The sequence below is a fragment of the Angelakisella massiliensis genome (assembly GCF_900104675.1).
Taxonomy (GTDB): domain Bacteria; phylum Bacillota; class Clostridia; order Oscillospirales; family Ruminococcaceae; genus Angelakisella; species Angelakisella massiliensis.
Genome location: NZ_LT629945.1, coordinates 575,231 through 590,363, shown reverse-complemented (window position 1 = coordinate 590,363; position 15,133 = coordinate 575,231). Strand labels below are relative to the sequence as shown.

Genomic DNA, 15,133 nt, shown 5'->3' with positions numbered 1-15,133 from the left:
TTATTTCTCCTCCGAAGATGCTTCCCAATCGCAAACTATTTGTGCCATTTCCTGTGGGGTTTCTTTATAGCCTCGTAATACCCACGCATTCATAAGCCCAAACAATCCATATGTAATAAATTGGATAAAGTAGTGCGTTTTGGCATCGGCATTAGCGACAATGGATGCCGCTTCTTGTAAATAGAAGTTTAGAATCACATATTGGCGATCAGCTGAGTAGAGCAGATCACAAATAGGACGAGTGGAAAGGCAAAATTCAAAAAACAGCCTGATGCCGTCATAACTACCAGTGGCGAAGTTGGTAGCACCGTGTTCGTCGGAAAAGCGCTTCCACAGACATGTGATTTTGAAAGACAGAACTTCATCTTTACTTTTGAAATAACGGAAATAAGTGGAGCGACCTACATCTGCCTTGGCAGTCATCTCCTCAATACTGATTTTTTCAATGGGTTTTTCTTTCATTAGTTCCAGCAACGCTGTACCCATACATTCTTTCAGATAGTCTGTTGTAGCCGTTGTCCTTCGCATAAGAAACGTCTCCTTTAATTGCGTATCATTGAAACAAGGATTGTCATTTGTTCCACTTTCGCTCGGACTATTGACAACGCCTGCTTCTGTGATATTCATAGCATCTATGATACTATCGTTTCATTTATACTATCATTTGCTATTTGCCCTGTCAAGCTAAAATGCGAGTACGACGAGCAGAAAGGAAAACTATGGGTACGATTTTTTCCCGTGTAAAACTCAGCGGAAAGCATGTGGCCGCCCTCTTGGCGCTGATGCTGCTCTCCGCTGTGACAGCCATGCTGCTGCCTACTGCCCTGGCCAGTATGATTGACATCGGAGTGGCCGGAGAAAACCGAAACACCATCCTAATCATTGCGGCGGTGATGGCAACCCTGGCCATTCTGCGGCTCTGTGTTTATTATATCTGAGCTATTCACAGTAAAGTTGGACATTTGTATTCAGCGGGAGAAAATAACCTTGACAAATCTCGTCTCAGAAAAGGATTTTGGAAACCTACGCCAAGCAGAACGGCTTTACCAATCTGCGCTGGTACACCGACGACGGCTTTTCCGGCGCAAACTTCCAGCGTCCCGGTTTTCAAGCCATGCTTGCAGACATTGAGGCCGGGAAAGTCGGAACCGTCATAGTCAAGGACATGAGCCGGTTAGGGCGAAACTACTTGCAGGTAGGGTTTTACACGGAAATGCTGTTCCCTCAAAAGGGAGTGCGGTTTATCGCTGTCAACGACAATGTGGACAGCGCAAACGGCGGCATGGACAACGATTTTACCCCTCTGCGAAATCTGTTCAACGAATGGCTGGTGAGAGATACGAGCAAGAAAATCAAAGCAGTAAAACGAGCAAAAGGCATGAGCGGCAAGCCTGTTACCAGCAAGCCGGTCTATGGCTACCTCATGGACGAGGACGAGAACTATATCGTTGACGAGGAAACCGCGCCGGTTGTCCAGCAGATATACCAGCTTTGCCTTGCCGGGAATGGCCCGACCAAGATTGCCCGTATGCTTACGGAGCAGCAAATCCCCACGCCGGGGACGCTGGAATACCGCAGGACGGGCAGCACACGCCGCTACCACCCCGGCTATGAGTGCAAATGGGCGACGAACACCGTCGTTCATATCCTCGAAAACCGGGAGTACACCGGCTGTCTGGTAAACTTCAAGACGGAGAAGCCCTCTTACAAGGTCAAGCACAGTGTAGAGAACCCCGTGGAGAAGCAGGCTGTTTTTGAGAACCACCATGAGCCTATCATAGACCGGGAAACATGGGAGCGCGTGCAGGAGTTACGCAAGCAGCGCAAACGCCCGAACCGCTATGATGAAGTGGGACTGTTCTCCGGTATGCTGTTCTGCGCCGACTGCGGCCATGTGATGTACCAGCAGCGGTATCAGAACAAGAACCGCAAGCAGGACTGTTACATCTGCGGCAGCTACAAGAAGCGAACCCGCGACTGTACGGCGCACTTTATCCGCACCGACCTGTTGACCGCCGGTGTCCTCTCCAATCTCCGGCAAGTGACCGAGTATGCCGCCAAGCATGAGAGCCGCTTTGTGAAGCTGCTTATCCAGCAGAACGAGATCGGCGGCAAGAGAAAGACCGCCGCAGCCACCAAGCAGCTTGAACAGGCACAGGAGCGCATTGCCGAAGTGAGCCGCATTATCAAGCGGCTGTATGAGGACAATGTGAACGGCAAAATCAGCGACGAGCGTTTCATGGAACTGTCGGCAGACTATGAGCAGGAACAGCGGGAACTGAAAGACCGCGCCGCCGCTTTGCAGGCCGAACTGGACAAGTCGCAGGCCGCCACCGTCAACGCGGAAAAGTTTATGGGTATCGTCCGAAAGCACCTTGCCTTTGAGGAACTTACCCCCACCCTCTTGCGGGAGATGATTGAGAAAATCGTCGTGCATGAGTGCAGTTATGACGAGAACGGCACCCGCAGGCAGGACATTGAGATTTATTACAGCTTTGTCGGCAAGATTGACTTGCCCGAAGCCTAACGCCCGACCTATCCGACACAATGGCCAAGTGCCGGATAGGAACGGCAAAATTTTTTACACTTCTATTACTTCTTTATCGCACATCAGTAAAATCTCAGGGCATTAAGCAGCTCATGGCTGGCGGCGGTGTGGTGCTGATCGGCACGACCCTCATCCCCCTGCTCTCCGGTTTGTTCGGCTAATCCACGGCAAGCCCAGCTTAACCGAAGGGTGGTGAAATATTGGGCAGCATTTTAGAAAAGATCGAACAGGCTCTCAAGGATATGCTGATCGGATGGATCGAGAGCAACCTGACCAATATGTTCACCGATGTCAACGAGAAGGTAGGAACGATTGCCGCCGAGGTCGGGCAAACCCCGTCCGGCTGGAACGGCGGCGTGTACCAGATGATCCGGGGACTATCCGAAAACGTGATAGTCCCCATCGCTGGTATCATCATCACCTTTGTTTTGTGCTACGAGCTGATTTCCATGATCACCGAGAAAAACAACCTTCACGACATGGACACTTGGATGTTCTTCAAGTGGTTTTTCAAGGCGGCTGTGGCGATCTACCTCGTGACACACACGTTTGACATCGTGATGGCAGTATTCGACATCGGGCAGAACGTGGTTTCCGGTGCAGCAGGAGTAATCCACGGCAACACCAGCATTGATATTGACGCGACGATTGCGCAGATGCGTACCGGCATGGAGAACATGGGCGTCGGAGAACTGCTCGGTCTGTCAATAGAAACTCTTCTGATCAGCTTGTGCCTCAAAATCATGGCGATCCTCATTACGGTCATCCTCTACGGGCGCATGATTGAGATTTACTGCACCGTGAGCATTGCGCCTATTCCCATCGCAACCATGAGCAACCGCGAATGGGGCAGCATCGGCACGAACTATCTGAAAGGCTTGTTCGCTCTGGCATTTCAGGGCTTTCTCATCATGGTCTGCGTCGGCATCTATGCGGTGCTGATCAACGGCATGATCATCGCAGACAACATTCATTCGGCTCTGTTCTCTGTGGCAGCGTACACGGTTATTCTGTGCTTCTCGCTGTTCAAGACCGGAAGCCTTGCAAAATCCATCTTCCATGCGCACTAAGGAGGTCGGCAGCATGAAGAAGTACAGCATCATCTACGCCGATCCCCCTTGGGCGTATCGGACTTACTCCAAGAAGGGACAGGGACGGTCGGCAGAAAGCCACTACCCAACAATGTGCATTGAGGACATCAAGGCACTTCCGGTCGGTGAGCTTGCTGCGAAGGACTGCGCCCTGTTCCTCTGGATCACGTTCCCGTGCCTCTGTGAAGCACTCGAAGTGCTGACGGCATGGGGCTTTTCTTATAAGACCGTGGCTTTTGTATGGGTGAAGCAAAACCGCAGGAACGACGATCTCTTCACCGGCATGGGGTATTGGACAAGGGCGAACGCCGAAATCTGCATCCTTGCCACAAAGGGGCACCCGAAGCGAGTTGACGCCGGTGTGCGTCAGGTCATCCTCAGCCACATCGAAGAGCATTCCAAAAAGCCGGATGAAGCGCGGGAACGCATTGTTCGGCTCATGGGAGACCTTCCCCGCGTGGAGCTTTTTGCCCGTCAGTCTCCCGAAGGCTGGGACGTTTGGGGCAACGAGGTCGAATGCACGGCTCATCTTCCTATGGAGGAAACACCATGCTGCGGCTAAAACCCATCTCTCTTCGAGACGCCAACGAGTATGTCCGGCAGCATCACCGACATCACAAGCCGGTTGCCGGTCACAAGTTCTCCATCGGCTGTGAAGCAGACGGTGAGCTGGTCGGTGTAATCATCGCCGGGCGTCCCGTCAGCCGGTATCTGGATGACGGCTTCACATTGGAGGTTACAAGGCTATGCACCAACGGCGCAAAGAACGCTTGCAGCTTTCTCTACGGCGCGGCGGCAAGAGCTGCTGCGGCTATGGGCTATAAGCGCATCATCACCTACACGCTGGAAAGCGAAAACGGTGCAAGCCTTCGGGCTTCCGGCTGGATCTGTCAAGGCAAAGCGGGTGGGCTTCGCTGGACGGGCAAGCGTCAGCCGAAGGAGGATCAATATCCCGCACAAATGAAGCTGCGCTACGAAAGGCAGCTTAGAAAGGAGGAAACAGTCAATGGCATTTGTTCCGGTCCCGAAGGATCTTAACCGCGTCAAAACGAAGGTCATGTTCAACCTGACCAAGCGGCAGCTTATTTGTTTTTCCATCGCTGCGGCAGTCGGCGTCCCGATCTTCTTTCTGGCGAAGGCGCATCTCGATTTGTCTACGGCGGCAATGCTGATGGTGGTTATCATGCTCCCGTTTATCTTCTTCGCGCTTTACGAGAAGGACGGTCAGCCCGCCGAAAAGTATCTGTACCACATCGTACAGTCCATGTTCATCCGGGACAAGGTGCGTCCCTATCGCACAAACAATCTCTACGCTGAAATTCAGCAGAAAATCAAAGAACAGGAGGAATTGCAGCTTGAACAACAGCACAGCAAAGGCAAAGCCTAAGATGACGGTCAAAAACGGCGTCATTTACGGCGATGCCCTTTCCGCTCAGGAAAAGAAGCGGATTGTCATGCAGAAGAAAAAGGATAGGAAGGCAAAGAAAGTCCGCAAGTCCGCCCAGCAGACCATTCCCTATGTGGAAATGTGCCGCGACGGTATCTGCAAGGTGAACAGCCGCCTCTACACGAAGTCCATCGCCTTTGAGGACATCAACTACCAGCTTGCGCAGAACGAGGACAAAACTGCCATCTTCGAGAACTGGTGCGATTTCCTGAACTACTTTGACAGCTCGATCTTTGTCCAGCTCTCCTTCATCAATCAGAAGGCAAGTCTCAATGAGTTTCGCAAGCGCATCAACATTCCGGCACAGGAGGACGCCTTCAACGACATCCGCTCCGAGTATTCCGGTATGCTGCAAAGTCAGCTCACCAAGGGCAACAACGGACTGGTCAAGAAGAAGTACATCACCTTCGGCATTGAGGCGGACTCCCTCCGCACGGCAAAGCCGAAGCTCGAACGCATTGAAACCGACATTCTCAATAACTTCAAAACCCTCGGTGTGAGAACCGAGCCGCTGTCCGGCTACGAGCGGCTGAAAGTGCTTCATGACGTATTCAACATGGACACCAATGAGCCGTTCCGCTTTTCCTTTGACATGGTTGTCCGGACAGGACTCAGCACGAAGGATTTCATCGCGCCCACTTCCTTTGACTTCCGTGAAGGCAAGTGCTTCAAGATGGGCAGAACCATCGGTGCGGTGAGCTTTCTCCAAATCCTCGCGCCGGAACTCAATGACCGTATGCTTGCCGACTTCCTTGAGATGGACAGCAACATCACGGTCAATTTTCATATCCGGACGATTGACCAGGCAAAGGCAATCAAGAGCATCAAGATGAAGATCACCGACCTCGACAAGATGAAGATCGAAGAGCAGAAAAAGGCGGTCCGCTCCGGCTACGATATGGACATCATCCCGTCCGATCTTGCCACCTTCGGCGGTGAGGCAAAGCGTCTGTTGCAGGATCTCCAGACCCGCAATGAGAGACTGTTCCTTGTGACCATCCTCATCATGAATACGGCAACCAACCGCCAGAAGCTCGAAAACGCGGTGTTCCAGACCGCCGCCATTGCTCAAAAGTATAACTGTGCGCTCAAGCGTCTTGACTTCCAGCAGGAGGAAGGGCTGATGTCCTCTTTGCCTATCGGCGTCAATCAGGTGGAAATCGAACGAGGACTGACCACTTCCAGCACAGCGGTTTTCGTGCCGTTCACCACGCAGGAGCTTTTTCAGGGCGGCGAAGCTCTCTACTACGGGCTGAATGCGCTGTCCAACAACATGATCATGGTGGACCGCAAGCAGCTCAAGAACCCCAACGGGCTGATCTTGGGTACGCCCGGTTCCGGTAAGTCCTTCTCCGCCAAGCGTGAAATGACGAACGCCTTCCTCATCACAGAGGATGACATCATCGTCTGCGACCCCGAAGCCGAGTATTTTCCCCTCGTGCAGAAGCTCGGCGGTCAGGTCATCCGCATCTCGCCGGTCAGCACGGATTACATCAATCCGCTGGACATCAACACGAACTACTCCGAAGAGGAAAACCCGCTGACGCTGAAATCCGACTTCATCCTCTCTATGTGTGAGCTGATTGTCGGCGGCAAGGACGGCTTGCAGCCGGTTGAGAAGACCATCATTGACCGCAGTGTCCGCATGGTCTATCAGGAGTTTCTTGCAGACCCCAAGCCGGAGAAAATGCCGATCCTCGAAGACCTCTACAACATTCTGAGAAATCAGAAGGAGCCGGAGGCACAGCGCATTGCAACTGCCCTTGAAATCTATGTTCACGGCTCTCTGAACGTCTTCAATCACAGAACGAATGTGGATGTCAACAACCGCTTTGTCTGCTATGACATCCGCGAACTTGGCAAGCAGCTCAAAAAACTCGGTATGCTGATCGTGCAGGATCAGGTGTGGAACAGAGTTACCATCAACCGCGCCCAGCACAAGGCAACGCGCTACTACATGGACGAGTTCCACCTTTTGCTGAAAGAGGAACAGACCGCCGCGTACAGCGTGGAAATCTGGAAGCGTTTCAGAAAATGGGGCGGCATCCCGACCGGAATCACGCAGAACGTCAAGGATCTTCTTGCCTCCCGCGAGGTGGAGAACATTTTTGAAAACTCGGATTTTGTCTACCTTCTGAATCAGGCGTCCGGCGACCGGCAGATTCTCTCGAAGGCGCTGAACATCTCGCCCAGCCAGCAGAACTACATCACCAATTCCAATGCCGGTGAGGGGCTGATCTTCTACGGCTCGACCATCGTTCCCTTCAAGGACGATTTCCCGAAGGACACCCAGCTCTACCGTATCATGACCACCCGTTTAGAAGAAACCGTACAGAACTAAGGAGGATTTTTGAATATGAACAACAAGATGATTACCATTCCCTACGCGGACGCTATCGAATACGGAGAGAACACCTCCGCGCTGTTTAAGGCTCTGTGGGAGCTGACCGATCTGATCCGACTGGAAAGCGACCTCAAGAAGCATCACCGCGCCTATCTCCATGTGAGGGAGGACATCGACGAAAAGGTCAAGGAAGCGCGTCAGATTATGACCAAAGTAGCCGTGGATATGATCGGCTTTTACTTCAATGTTGATGTTTCTGAGTGCAGCAACAACGATGAGAATACCCCCTTCGCTGACGCGGCGGATGATGAAACCGTTTCTATCCCCAAGGGCGAGTATGAGCTGATGATCGACGATCTGCTCACGATGTCCGAAATCATTCAGAGCGTCGCAGATATGCGCACGCAGGATGTGAAGGCAATCCGCGAGTTCGGCAAGTTCGTCCCCGCCTTTGCCGCCTTTGAGAAGAACCGCCTGAGCCTCTACCGCGACGCGGCGAAGGAAGCAGAGGAAATCTTCGACCGTTGGGCGGACGAGATTGACGATCTCGACGAGGACTTCATGGAAGACGAGGACTACGAGCCGGACGAGTATTACTCCGATTGATGCCCATTGAAATGTTATCGGGTTTTACAGCCAACATTTCAACGGAAACGCAAATCCAACAGAACAGGAGGTACACCACCATACAACTTGACATCATTCATACCGGCGATTGCCTTAAAATCCTGAAAACTCTGCCCGATGACACCGTTCATTGCTGTGTGACGTCCCCTCCGTATTACGCGCTCCGCGATTACGGCATGGAGGCTCAGATCGGCAGAGAGACAACGCCGAAGGAATATATCTCGCGCCTGACGGAAGTGTTTACCGAAGTCAGGCGCGTTTTGCGTCCGGATGGAACGCTCTGGCTGAACATCTCGGACACCTACGCTGGAAAGGGCAATCAGGGAGATTTCATTGACCCGAAGAACCCCTACGGCAGAAACGGTCAGGCTGTGGCTCTCAACAACAAGGTTGAGGGCTGCAAGCCAAAGGATATGATCGGCATTCCGTGGATGCTGGCTTTTGCCCTCCGCGATACCGGCTGGTATCTGCGCAACGACATCATCTGGATGAAGGATAACCCCATGCCGGAGAGCGTGAAAGACCGCTGCGCCCGCTGTTATGAGCATATTTTCCTGTTCTCCAAGTCGAGGAAGTATTTCTTCGACTACAAGGCAATCTCTGAGCCGATTGCCCCTGCAACGGCAGAACGCCTCAAGCGCGGCATGAAGGGCGGCAACAAGTACGGCAAGCCCGTTCCCGGTCAGCCTCAGCCGCAGTCCATCAACCGCCCCCGCGAGCATGGTGAGATCAAGGACAGTGACATCAATCCGCTCCGCAACAAGCGCGATGTCTGGAAGATCAACACCGTCCCCTTCAAGGGCGGTCACTATGCCGCCTACCCTCCAAAGCTGGTTGAAACCTGTCTTCTCGCCGGTTGTCCAGATGGCGGCATTGTGCTTGACCCCTTTATGGGAAGCGGCACAACCGGCATGGTTGCCTCACAGATGGGGCGTCATTTCGTGGGCATAGAGCTGAACCCTGAATACACCGAGCTTGCCTACAAGCGGATTGGAGGTGAAATCTGATGCCCAAGGAACCGGAACTCAAAGCCCGCGACAAGGTTGTTCTGCGGATGACGCGGGAGGGCGCGGTTGAGGAAAACCTGACGGCTGGCACCGAGCAGCGCGTGTCAAAGCGGCTGGAAGATGCAGAGCTGATCAAGCCCGCTGAGAAAGCCGAGCCTTCCGAGGCACTTTCACCGGAGGAACAGAAAAAGGTGCAGATGCGCCGTCAACAGCGTCAGTTTCAGGCGGAACACACCGAGGATAACGACACACAGCCGCCCTCGGAAACGTCCGTCACAGAAGAGAAAAGGACAGAAAATCCACCCCAGAATGTATCCGAAACGCTGCCTTCGTCAGAAACGCCGTTCAAGCCTCCAACTTTAGAGCAGCACGGCGTTTCTTCTCATACCGGCACGGTGATTGCTGAAACGATTGTCACGCACAAGCTGCGCAAGACCTCTGCGGTTGAAGCCGTTGATGCAGATGCCGTTCTCACTCAAGCGGCGGAGACTGCCTCTGCAAAGCCGGTCTCGGACGATGCCGTCCCGACCACGAAGCGGATGCAGAAGCTCGAAAGAAAATCTGAGAAGGCACATGATCGGCTGGATGCCGCCCGTGAGAAGTTGCCCACGCACAAGGTTCTCAAGAAAGAGCGCGTCTTTGATGAAGAGACCGGCAAGGGCAAAACCCGCCTTCATTTTGAGGATGAGCTGAAAAAGCCAAAGGGCAAAGGCAAGCTGCAATTTGAAGCAGATAAAACCGTCCGCAAGGTCGGTGACACCCTCGCTTCCGGCATTCACGGCAAAATCCATGAGGTCGAACAGGAAAACACGGCGGTTGAGGCGGCTCATAAAACGGAGATCGCCGCTGAGACAGCCGCTCGGCATTTCCGTCATCATCGGGAAAGCAGCGTCAACAAGCCCTACGAGAAGGTCTCCAAGCTGGAACACAAGGCGGATGCTGCGGATGCGAAGCTCCAATATGAAAGAAATCAGCAGGAGCATCCTGAGATGAAGAAGCAGAACATGAACAAGCACTACCAGAAGCAGAGCATCAAGAAGGAATATGCCGCCGCTCGAAATGCCGGGTCTCAGACTGCCGGGACTGCCACAAAGAATACCGGCAAGAAGCTCGGTGAGAAGGCGTCCGACAAGATCAAGGAGTTCTTTGAGAAGAACAAGAAGGTCTTTATCTGGATCGGCGTCGGAATTGCCCTTCTCGTTTTGCTCGGTGCCGGAATCAGCTCGTGTTCGATGCTCACCTCTACCGGCTCGACGGTTATCGCTTCCTCTTATCTCAGTGAGGATGACGCGATGCTGGGCGCGGAAGCGCAGTATTGCCGGATGGAGCAAGAGCTGCAAAGCTATCTGGATAACTATGAAGGCACTCATGACTATGACGAATATCACTTCGATCTGGATGATATTGAGCATGACCCCTATGTGCTGATCTCCATTCTCTCGGCTCTCCATGAGGGCGAGTTCACGCTGGATGAGGTGCAGGGTACGCTCCAAATGCTGTTTGAAAAGCAGTACATCCTCACCGAAGAGGTTATCGTCGAAACCAGATACCGCACGGAAACCGACACATGGACGGACGCAGACGGCAACACGCACACGGAAACCTATCGCGTCCCGTATGACTACTACATCTGCAACGTGAAGCTCGAAAACTTCAATCTCTCCCATGTCCCGGTCTACATCATGTCTCAGGAAAAGCTTTCCATGTACGCGACGTATATGTCGGTGCTGGGCAACCGCGAGGATCTGTTCGGTAACTCCCCCTATGTGGACAAGTACATCACAAATCCTCCCGCCGACTACGATGTCAACCCGGAATACCTGAACGACGAGAAGTTTGCGACACTGATCACCGAGGCGGAAAAGTATCTCGGTTATCCGTATGTTTGGGGAGGCTCCAATCCCGACACGTCCTTTGACTGCTCCGGCTTCGTCAGCTACGTTCTCACGAACAGCGGACTTGTAAAAACCGGACGATTGGGCGCACAGGGGCTTTACAACGTCTGTACGCCGGTTTCAAAGGCGAATGCACAGCCCGGTGATCTTATCTTTTTCGTCGGGACGTATGACACCCCCGGCGTGTCTCACGTCGGCATCTACGTTGGTGATGGGGTCATGATCCACTGCGGCGATCCCATTCAGTACACATCTATCAACTCTTCCTATTGGCAGCAGCATTTCTACGCCTTCGGAAGACCCGCCTATTAAAAGAAAGGAGTTTTGCATGAATCCCAAGTATCAGAAAGTCCTCTCCGACATTGAGAAGGCTGAAAAGAAGAAGTCCGAAATCGAGGGTCAGCTTAAAGAGCTGTACGACAAGAAGACAGAGCTGGAAAACCTTGAAATCATCAATACCGTGCGTTCTATGGTGATGGACAAGGATCAGATCATGGCGTTCCTGTCTTCCATGAAGGGCGGCACCAAGACCGCTGATAATACGGAGGTAATCGACAATGCGTAAGAAGTTTCGTTTTCTGACCGTCCTTGCGGTCTGCGTCATGGTTCTGTCTTGCTTCTCGGTCACGGCGTTTGCCTACGCCGATGATACCGAACAGAACCTTCCCGTCACGGAGGCAACTCAGCCCGAACAGCAGCCCGCAGTCACTCCCACGCCGGAAAAGCCGAAGGGTGAGCCGATTGACGATGAGGGCAACGCCTACACCCGCGACTTGCTCTATGACAAGGCAACCAACAAGCAGTTCATCACAGTCCAGACGAAGAACGGCAATACCTTTTTCATTGTCATCGACTACGATGCACCCATCAATGAGGACGAGGAACAGTATCAGACGTACTTCCTCAACATGGTCGATGAGAGCGACCTGCTTGCGCTGCTGGATGATGATACTGCGGCGGCTCTGACTGCCTGTAACTGCAAGGAAAAATGCGCTGCCGGTCAGGTCAACACAGACTGCCCGGTCTGCAAGACCAACATGAGCGAATGCACCGGCACAGCCCCCGTTACACCTGAGCCGGACAAGGATGCGGAAACCGATGTCCCCGCCCCTAAACCCGAAAAGAAATCCAACATCGGCATGATCCTCGTCATCTTTGCCCTTGCCGGTGCTGCGGGTGCAGCCTATTACTACATCAAGTTCGTCAAGGGCAGAAAGCCCACGGATGAGGACATGGACTTCTTTGATGATGAAGGCTACGAGGAAGAGCCGTACATCAACGAGGATGAAGAGCCGCAGATCGCGGAGGATGCCGAAACGGAAGGTGATGAAGATTGATCTTAGTCATTGCTGAAAAGCCCAGCGTCGCCCAGTCCATCGCAAAGGTGCTGGGCGCGACATCCCGCAAGGACGGCTACATGGAGGGCGGCAATTACATCGTTTCGTGGTGCTTCGGTCATCTGGTGGAGCTGGCAGACGCCAGCTCCTACGATGAGCGGTATGCTAAGTGGCGGTATGACGATCTGCCCATTGTTCCGGAAAGCTGGATGTTTGAGGTCACGAAGGACAAAGCACAGCAGTTCAAGGTGCTGTCCGCTCTCATGAAGGACAAGCGCGTCACCGAGCTGGTCTGCGCAACCGATGCAGGACGCGAGGGTGAGCTGATCTTCCGGCTGGTCTACGACAAAGCCGGATGCATCAAGCCCTTCAAGCGTCTGTGGATCAGCTCGTTGGAGGACTCCGCCATCCGCGAAGGCTTCAATCATCTCCGGGACGGCAAGGACTATGACCGTCTCTATGAAGCGGCACTCAGCCGCTCGAAGGCGGACTGGATTGTCGGCATCAACGGCACCCGCCTTTTCACCACGCTCTATCACAAGAAGCTGGTGGTCGGGCGCGTCCAGACGCCTACTCTTGCAATGCTGGTGGAACGTGACGGGAAAATCTCCACGTTCCAGAAGGAGAAGTATTTCAACGTCCACGTCGGCAAGGGCGATCTGACCGCCGATCTGGAAAAGGTCAAAACCGAAGAGGAAGCAAAGAAGATTGCGGCGGCTTGCGAGAAAAAGCAAGCCGTCGTTTCTTCTCTCAAGCGGGAAACAAAAACCGTCAATCCTCCGAAGCTATATGATCTGACCACCTTGCAGCGCGAGGCAAACCGATATTACGGCTTCACTGCCCAGCAGACGCTTGATCTCGTTCAGACGCTCTACGAAAAGAAGCTCCTGACCTATCCGCGCACGGACAGCCAGTTCATCACGGATGATATGGAGGACACCGCCCGTCAGGTCATTTCTATCGTTTGCCGCCAACTTCCGCTCTTCTCTGGCGTTTCGATTACGCCGGACATTGCCCGTGTAACCGACAACAGTAAGGTCACAGATCACCACGCCATTCTCCCGACCGTCCAGCTTGAAAAGCAGGATGTTTCCGTTCTCCCTCAGTCAGAGCAGAAAATCCTCAATCTTGTCGGGATGCGCCTTCTGTGTGCGACCGGCGAGAAGCACACCTACGCAGAAACGCAGATCTCGCTCTTCTGCGAGGGCTACGAGTTCAAAACCAAGGGGAAGACCGTCGTTCAAAACGGATGGAAAGCCATCGAAGAGCTGTTCAAGGCATCCCTCAAGACGAAGGAAAAGGATGATCCCATGAAGTCCCTGCCCGAAGTCCATGAGGGCGATATGCTGGAAGGTGTGTCTGCCGGTGTCACCGAACACTTCACAACGCCTCCGAAGCAGTACACGGAAGATACCCTCCTGTCTGCGATGGAGACTGCCGGAAACGATCAGTTCGACGATGACACCGAAAAGAAAGGTCTTGGCACTCCCGCAACCCGCGCCGGTATCATTGAAAAGCTGGTAAAGTCCGGCTTTGCTGAACGCAAGGGCAAATCCCTCATTCCCACAAAGGACGGCTGCAACCTCGTCTGCGTCCTGCCGGAACAGATCACTTCTCCCGCAATGACGGCGGAATGGGAAAATACGCTCATGGAGATTGAGCGCGGCAAAGCGGATGCAGACGCCTTCCTCAGCGGCATTGTCCGGATGACCGGGGATCTCGTGAAAGCCTATCCCTTCCTCTCCGATGCCGAAGCCCAGCGTTTCGGCACGGGTAAGGAGGAAATCGGCAAATGTCCCCGCTGCGGCTCTCCGGTCTACGTCGGCAAGGGCAATTTCTACTGCTCGAACAAGGAATGCTCCTTCTGCCTGTGGGAAGACAACAAGTTCTTTTCCAGCAAGAAAAAGAAGCTGACCAAGAGGATTGCAAAGGAGCTGCTGGACAAGGGCTGGTGCCGAGTGACCGGGCTTTACACGCCGAAGAAGCCTCAGCTCTACGATGCGGTGATTCGTCTGGATGACAGCGGCGGCAAATACGTCAGCTTCAAGATGGAGTTCGACCGATGAGCCGCCCGAAGTATATTGCCTCTTGCAGCGGAGGCAAAGACAGCGTAGCGACGCTCCTGCTGGCGGCACAGCACAATGAGCCGCTGGACGAGGCGGTTTTCAGCGAGGTCATGTTTGATCAGAACACAAGCGGTGAAGTCCCGGAACATCGGGACTTCATCTATGACCGGCTCAAGCCCTTCTGCGAAAAGGAGCTGGGCATCAAGTTCACCATTCTCCATGCAGACAAGACCTACGATGATGTGTTCCATCATGTCATCACCTGCGGACCGCACAAAGGTGAGGTTCGCGGCTTTGCATGGGCTGGTATGTGCGCGGTCAATCGAGACTGCAAAATCCCGCCCGTCCGCAAGTACAATGCCGCACTCTCGCCGGACACCGTGAGCTATGTCGGCATCGCGGCGGATGAGCCAAAACGCATTGCTCGTCTGGATGGAATAACGAAGGTCAGTCTGCTTGCCAAATACGGTATGACCGAGGCGGACGCCTACAAGCTCTGTCAGGAACACGGGCTGCTTTCCCCAATCTACGCTCACTGCCGAAGAAACGGCTGCTGGTTCTGTCCCAACGCCAGTGACTCGGAGCTGCTGCACATGGTCACAAAGCACCCGGATATGTTTGACCGGCTGATTGAATGGGAGAACGAGGATAACATCTTCCATCGTCGGCTGACACGCAGAGAAACCCCGTCTAAGGTAAAGGCTCGTTTATCGAGCAAATCCCAGACGGGGTTTTCTTCTCCCCGAAGCAAATATGAAATGGAGGTTTGAG

General features: G+C 53.4%; 14 protein-coding genes and 2 pseudogenes. 15 read left to right on the top strand and 1 reads right to left on the bottom strand.

Annotation, left to right across the window (positions count from 1 at the left end):
* On the bottom strand, positions 1 to 528 hold the full coding sequence (locus BQ5383_RS08070) for a TetR/AcrR family transcriptional regulator (RefSeq protein ID WP_071430984.1): 528 nt from the start codon (positions 526 to 528) through the stop codon (positions 1 to 3).
* A gap of 191 nt (positions 529 to 719) precedes the next feature.
* On the opposite strand from BQ5383_RS08070, the gene BQ5383_RS08065 reads away from it, so the two are divergent.
* From BQ5383_RS08065 to BQ5383_RS08000, 15 genes and pseudogenes are all read left to right on the top strand, one after another.
* On the top strand, positions 720 to 938 hold the full coding sequence (locus BQ5383_RS08065) for a hypothetical protein (protein WP_008978047.1): 219 nt from the start codon (positions 720 to 722) through the stop codon (positions 936 to 938).
* A 56-nt stretch (positions 939 to 994) separates the two neighbouring features.
* Positions 995 to 2,527, top strand: a pseudogene (locus BQ5383_RS08060) (recombinase family protein); the annotation flags it as partial.
* An 89-nt stretch (positions 2,528 to 2,616) separates the two neighbouring features.
* Positions 2,617 to 2,709: pseudogene (locus BQ5383_RS21880) on the top strand (Maff2 family mobile element protein); the annotation flags it as partial.
* Between the two features lie 39 nt (positions 2,710 to 2,748).
* Entirely contained in the window at positions 2,749 to 3,618 is an 870-nt protein-coding gene (locus BQ5383_RS08055; RefSeq protein WP_005934793.1) for a VirB6/TrbL-like conjugal transfer protein, CD1112 family, read from the top strand.
* On the top strand, positions 3,608 to 4,201 hold the full coding sequence (locus BQ5383_RS08050) for an MT-A70 family methyltransferase (RefSeq protein WP_081365654.1): 594 nt from the start codon (positions 3,608 to 3,610) through the stop codon (positions 4,199 to 4,201). Before BQ5383_RS08055 ends, BQ5383_RS08050 begins: the two co-directional genes overlap by 11 nt.
* Complete coding sequence (locus tag BQ5383_RS08045; RefSeq protein ID WP_071430980.1) at positions 4,189 to 4,677, top strand: XF1762 family protein; 489 nt, start codon at positions 4,189 to 4,191, stop codon at positions 4,675 to 4,677. Before BQ5383_RS08050 ends, BQ5383_RS08045 begins: the two co-directional genes overlap by 13 nt.
* Positions 4,646 to 5,026, top strand: a complete 381-nt coding sequence (locus tag BQ5383_RS08040; RefSeq protein ID WP_005934790.1) for a PrgI family protein — start codon at positions 4,646 to 4,648, stop codon at positions 5,024 to 5,026. Before BQ5383_RS08045 ends, BQ5383_RS08040 begins: the two co-directional genes overlap by 32 nt.
* A 1-nt stretch (position 5,027) precedes the next feature.
* On the top strand, positions 5,028 to 7,427 hold the full coding sequence (locus BQ5383_RS08035) for a VirB4-like conjugal transfer ATPase, CD1110 family (RefSeq protein WP_071430979.1): 2,400 nt from the start codon (positions 5,028 to 5,030) through the stop codon (positions 7,425 to 7,427).
* Positions 7,428 to 7,442: 15 nt separating this feature from the next.
* Positions 7,443 to 8,036 (top strand): nitrogen fixation protein, encoded by a 594-nt coding sequence (locus tag BQ5383_RS08030; RefSeq protein WP_071430977.1) that lies wholly within the window; start codon positions 7,443 to 7,445, stop codon positions 8,034 to 8,036.
* On the top strand, positions 8,036 to 9,064 hold the full coding sequence (locus BQ5383_RS08025) for a DNA-methyltransferase (protein WP_268874641.1): 1,029 nt from the start codon (positions 8,036 to 8,038) through the stop codon (positions 9,062 to 9,064). The genes BQ5383_RS08030 and BQ5383_RS08025 overlap by 1 nt, the downstream gene beginning before the upstream one ends.
* Entirely contained in the window at positions 9,064 to 11,271 is a 2,208-nt protein-coding gene (locus tag BQ5383_RS08020) for a C40 family peptidase (RefSeq protein WP_071430976.1), read from the top strand. The genes BQ5383_RS08025 and BQ5383_RS08020 overlap by 1 nt, the downstream gene beginning before the upstream one ends.
* A 16-nt stretch (positions 11,272 to 11,287) precedes the next feature.
* Positions 11,288 to 11,524: a DUF4315 family protein gene (locus tag BQ5383_RS08015; protein ID WP_071430974.1), complete on the top strand. Its 237-nt coding sequence runs from the start codon at positions 11,288 to 11,290 to the stop codon at positions 11,522 to 11,524.
* Entirely contained in the window at positions 11,517 to 12,296 is a 780-nt protein-coding gene (locus tag BQ5383_RS08010) for a DUF4366 domain-containing protein (RefSeq protein WP_071430972.1), read from the top strand. Before BQ5383_RS08015 ends, BQ5383_RS08010 begins: the two co-directional genes overlap by 8 nt.
* Positions 12,293 to 14,362 carry a DNA topoisomerase 3 gene (locus BQ5383_RS08005; protein WP_071430970.1) on the top strand — a complete coding sequence of 690 codons (2,070 nt, stop codon included), beginning with the start codon at positions 12,293 to 12,295 and terminating at the stop codon, positions 14,360 to 14,362. The genes BQ5383_RS08010 and BQ5383_RS08005 overlap by 4 nt, the downstream gene beginning before the upstream one ends.
* Positions 14,359 to 15,132 (top strand): adenine nucleotide alpha hydrolase family protein, encoded by a 774-nt coding sequence (locus tag BQ5383_RS08000; RefSeq protein WP_071430968.1) that lies wholly within the window; start codon positions 14,359 to 14,361, stop codon positions 15,130 to 15,132. Before BQ5383_RS08005 ends, BQ5383_RS08000 begins: the two co-directional genes overlap by 4 nt.
* Position 15,133: the final 1 nt, after the last annotated feature.

Bases quoted from the DNA above. Each gene is read 5' to 3' on its own strand.
- BQ5383_RS08070 (WP_071430984.1), bottom strand. From the start codon at position 528: ATGCGAAGGACAACGGCTACAACAGACTATCTGAAAGAATGTATGGGT.
- BQ5383_RS08020 (WP_071430976.1), top strand. From the start codon at position 9,064: ATGCCCAAGGAACCGGAACTCAAAGCCCGCGACAAGGTTGTTCTGCGG.
- BQ5383_RS08050 (WP_081365654.1), top strand. From the start codon at position 3,608: ATGCGCACTAAGGAGGTCGGCAGCATGAAGAAGTACAGCATCATCTAC.
- BQ5383_RS08010 (WP_071430972.1), top strand. From the start codon at position 11,517: ATGCGTAAGAAGTTTCGTTTTCTGACCGTCCTTGCGGTCTGCGTCATG.
- BQ5383_RS08000 (WP_071430968.1), top strand. From the start codon at position 14,359: ATGAGCCGCCCGAAGTATATTGCCTCTTGCAGCGGAGGCAAAGACAGC.
- BQ5383_RS08030 (WP_071430977.1), top strand. From the start codon at position 7,443: ATGAACAACAAGATGATTACCATTCCCTACGCGGACGCTATCGAATAC.
- BQ5383_RS08025 (WP_268874641.1), top strand. From the start codon at position 8,036: ATGCCCATTGAAATGTTATCGGGTTTTACAGCCAACATTTCAACGGAA.
- BQ5383_RS08040 (WP_005934790.1), top strand. From the start codon at position 4,646: ATGGCATTTGTTCCGGTCCCGAAGGATCTTAACCGCGTCAAAACGAAG.
- BQ5383_RS08035 (WP_071430979.1), top strand. From the start codon at position 5,028: ATGACGGTCAAAAACGGCGTCATTTACGGCGATGCCCTTTCCGCTCAG.
- BQ5383_RS08045 (WP_071430980.1), top strand. From the start codon at position 4,189: ATGCTGCGGCTAAAACCCATCTCTCTTCGAGACGCCAACGAGTATGTC.
- BQ5383_RS08065 (WP_008978047.1), top strand. From the start codon at position 720: ATGGGTACGATTTTTTCCCGTGTAAAACTCAGCGGAAAGCATGTGGCC.
- BQ5383_RS08015 (WP_071430974.1), top strand. From the start codon at position 11,288: ATGAATCCCAAGTATCAGAAAGTCCTCTCCGACATTGAGAAGGCTGAA.